At 73.1% G+C, this 4401-nt stretch carries 1 protein-coding gene; it reads right to left on the bottom strand.

Annotated features, from left to right (window positions below):
- Positions 1 to 4000: PKD domain-containing protein (locus ACI79K_RS21010; protein WP_456600671.1), on the bottom strand; the 4000-nt coding region annotated here is incomplete at its 3' end.
- Between the last annotated feature and the right edge of the window lie 401 nt (positions 4001 to 4401).

Raw genomic sequence — 4401 nt, 5'->3', positions numbered from 1 at the left:
CGGTCGCCGACACCCCACCCAGATACGCCCCGGTGTTGTGACCGGCCCCCGGCAACTCGAACGACGCCACACCCGGGCTCACCGACAACCGGCTGGCCCCGGCCCACGCCGTCCACGCACCACCGACGTCGGCGGTGCCCAGACCACCGGAGACGGTGCGCCCGAACGCATCACCGGCGACCACCGGAATCTCCGCCGGCGCGGTGACCTGGACCTGCCGCTTGGTGTTGCTGGACGCCCCGCTGTCGTCGGTGACCGTGAGGGTCACCGGATAGGTGCCGGGCACCGCGTAGCCGTGCGTCGCGGTGGCCCCGGTCCCGGGAACTCCATCGCCGAAGTCCCACGCGAACCCGGTCACAGAGCCGTCCGGATCGACCGACATCGTCCCGTCCACCGAGACGGTGAGCCCGTCGGTGGTGGCGGTGAATGCCGCGACCGGCGCCGTGTTGGTGACCTGTCCTGCACCGACCGGCAGGACCTGGAAGGAGCTGACCCGGACCGCGGTGGCCGCCGTGGTGCTGGCCGGGCGGTGAGCCGTCAGCCCGACCGACCCGGCCGCCTGCAGGGCGGGAGTGGAGTCGGTGGCGGTCAGCTGCGGATCCTCCGGCTCCGGGGCGCCCTCGGCCCAGACGCGGCCGGTGATCGCCGTGCTGCCGGTGCCGGAGACCTCGACGCGGGCGAGGAGCGAGGTGCCCTCCGTCCAGGTCAGGCCGGGGACGAACACCTCACCGCCGGGGAACGCCTCGGTGCCACCGGTGAGCCGGGAGAGAGCCAGCGCGACGCGGCCGTCGGCCAGGACGCGCACCCGCACCCGGTACTCCTCCCCCGAGGCGACCCGCCGGCCGGTGACGTACAGGTACGTGCCACCGCCCGTGGGCATCGTGGTCGGGGAGAACGAGGTCACGACGTCGGCGCTGGTCTGCGACACCGAGTCCAGGTAGGCGCCGGTGTTGTGCCGGACGCCTGGCAGCTCGAACGTCGCCGCCCCCGGGGTCACCGACAGCCGCGCCGAACCCGCCCAGGTGATCCACTCCCCGCCGACATCGGCGGTGCCCAGGCCCCCGGTGACAGTGCGTCCGAAGGTGTCCTTGGCAACCAGCTCGCTGCTCACCGGAGCGGTGACGACGACCAGTCGCTCGGCGACCGAGACCGCACCGTCGTCATCGGTGACGGCGAGCGTGACCCGGTACGAGCCCGGCGCGGGGTAGGTGTGCGTCGCGGCGGCGCCGGTACCGGTGGTGCCGTCACCGAACGACCACGCGTGGCCGGTGACGGTGCCGTCGACGTCCGTCGCCCCGGAGCCGTCGACCGTGAGCTCGAGGCCATCGGCCGTGGCCGTGAAGGCGGCCGACGGCGCCTGGTTCGGCGGAGCCGGGGCCACCGTGACCACGCGGGCCGCCGTCCGCGTCGCGCCACCGTCGTCGGTGACCGCCAGCGTGATCACGTAGCTGCCGGCCTCGGCGTAGCTGTGCATCGCGGTGGGACCGGTGGCGGTCGTGCCGTCGCCGAAGTCCCAGGTGTGACCGGTGACGGTGCCGTCGGCATCGACCGAGCCAGACCCGTCGAGGCCCACCGCCAGGTCGGTCACCGTGCTGGTGAAGCGGGCCAGCGGAGCCAGGTTCGAGCCGCCCGCGGCCCCGGCGTGCGCGGCGACCCGCTCGGCGCTCAGCGCCGTCTGGTACAGCGCCACCTCGTCGATCTCGCCGGTGAAGGTGCTAGCGCCGCCCATCGCGCGGTCGCTGCCGACGCGCAGGTAGCCGCTGTACGGCTGGGGCGAAAGGCCGCCGGAGCGGGAGGCGACCAGCTCGCCGTCGACGTACAGCGCCATGCCCTGGGAGTCGAGCGTGGCGGCGACGTGGTGCCACTGTCCGTCGTCGTAGGCCTCGCTGCTGGTAACCGTGACCGGCAGGTACCAGAACAGGAAGCGGGCGTTCACCCCGAAATTGAGCCGGCCCCCCTCGTCGACCCATACCTGGCGGTCATAGGTGGAGCTCGACCCGGTGCGGGCGTCGCCGAAGCCCATGACCCGGCCGGGGGAGGTGGTTCGGATCCACGCCTCCTGGGTGAAGGCACTCGGCGCGGCGGTGCGCGTGCCGGTGGCCAGCGTGGCCGACGCCGTCCCGTCGAAGGAGTACGCGGTGTCACCGGCGACGGCAGCCTCGGCGCCGGGCCGGACGCCCGCGCCCGCGGTCATCGGGTCGGCGCCGACGCTGTCGGCGGCGGTCGAGCCGGAGGCCTCGCCCAGCCGCCAGTGGGAGCGGGCACCATCGGCGCGGACCAGGTCCTGGTACGACGACGTCCCGGCACCGGCGCCCGGGGCCACGTCGACGGCCACCCAGTCGGTGGCGACGGAGTTGCCGAACGGGTCGGTGGCGGTGACCCGATAGCGCAGCGAGCCGCTGACCCCGGGGTCGGTCGCCGACAGCATGGGCCGGTCCCACCAGGTGCTGGTCGCGGTGGTCTCGGCGACGGGCGACTCCTCGCCTTCTCGGTACACGGCGTAGGTGAGGGTCGAGTTGTCCTGGTCGCTGGTCGCCCGCCAGGAGACGGTGACCTGGCCGGCGACCGGCGAGGTGGCGGTGGCGGTGAAGTCCTCGCCGCTCGGGCCCACCCGGTTGGGCGCGGTGTCCGGCATGGCGTAGCGGACCAGGCCCTGTTGCCCGACGCCGTTGACCCGCGGGAACTCGCCCGCGTACACGACGTACTCGCCGTCGCCGGTGACGTGCCAGCCGGCCTGCCCCTGCCCGGTGAACGTGCCGGGGGTCATGCTCGGGAACCAGTTCAGCAGCGCGCCCGCCGGCTGGCCGCTCAGGTTGCTGTTCTCGATCCAGTGCGAGCCGGTCACACCGGTCGGCTCGACGGAGAACGCGACCCCGTACCGGTGGGTCCGCGGCTGCTGCTCCTCGAAGCCGCCGATGTTCTCGCAGTCGTGCGGGTGGCCGGCGACGTAGAGCGCCCCGTGCATGGGGTAGCTCGAGTAGCTGTCCCCACGGCAGTCGTTGATCGCGATGATCTCCCCGCCGTCGGCGGCCGCGGCGAACGAGCCCTCGAGGTTGCCGGGACCGTAGAAGTCGTAGGCGGTGCCGTAGACGACGTTCCCGTCGGTGGACAGGCTGTAGACGGCGGAGTTGATGCCCTGGTTGGTCAGCTCCTCGTTGATGGCGAACGGGCGGGTCTCCCCGCTGACCGGGTCGAGCGTGGTGACGCCGGTGGCCTTGGCGCCGTTCATGGAGTCGAACCGACCCCCGGCCACGACGTGGCCGTTCCCGGTGACGACCAGCGCCATCACCTGGTCGCTCGTGCCGCGGTTGCCGTCGGAGTTCCCCGACGTGGGTCCCACTCCGGGCTGCGGGGCCCAGGGCAGCAGCGAGCCGTCGGCCGCGGTCACCGCGGCCAGCCGGGACCGGCTGACGCCGCCGACGGCAGTGATGCTGCCGCCGAGGTAGACGGTGTCGTCGGTGGCGGCGATGGCTCGCACCTGGCTGTTGACTGTCGGCTTCCAGTTGGCGACCAGCGTGCCGCTGGCGATGTCGAAGGCGGCCGCCCGGCGGCGGACCTGGCCGTCGACCTCGGTGAAGTCACCGCCGACGTAGAGCCGAGAGCCATCCGGCGAGGCGGCGACCACCAGCACCTGACCGTTCAGGGTGGGTGCGAATGACTCGATCAGCTCGCCGGTGCGGATGTCGTATGCCAGCAGGTTCGAACGGGTGGTTTCCCGCTCACCTGGCGCGGCACCGGCCGGCCGGGCGCTGCTGAAGGAGCCACCGACGTAGACGGTGTTGCCGACGACGGCCTGGGACCAGGCCACGCCGTCGATCTGGGCGGTCGGCAACGCGTCGGCGGTCACCGTGGTCGGGTTGGCGGGGCCCACCACACCGGTGGGTGCGGAATCCGCGGCAGCCACCCCCGGCGGCAGCACCGCGAAGACGCCGACGCCCAACGCCGCGGCCATCACCCCGGCCAGGATCTTCTTTGGCGCAGCCGCCAACGATGCACTCATGCGTTCCCCCGTAGTGCTCGGCACCGGTCACACCCGTGACCGATCGATACCGAGAGTCACCCTGACACGACAGACCTCTATCGCCGATCGCCCGATCCGGTGACGCAGCGTGCTCGTCCCCCCATCGGGGGCAACCGCGTGACGATGAGTGAGCATCACGTCACGGTCCGCCCGTGAACGCGTCGCGGCTCGCCCACGGCTGTGCCGACGGGCCGGCGTGGTCCGGGTCAGGCGGGGCCGCGCCGGGGCCGGCCGGCCGGCCCCGGGTCAGTCGAGCGCGGTCACCGTGATCCCGCCGAACCGCACCGCGGTGGCCGCGGTGCTGCTGCCCGGCCGGTGCGCGGTCAGACCCACCGAACCGGCCACCTGCAGACCGGCGGTGTCATCGGTCCAGGTCATCG

The organism is Blastococcus sp. SYSU DS0616 (genome assembly GCF_054051015.1).
Note: the sequence above shows the minus strand (reverse complement) of the source record. Positions and strands in the feature narration are given on the sequence as shown.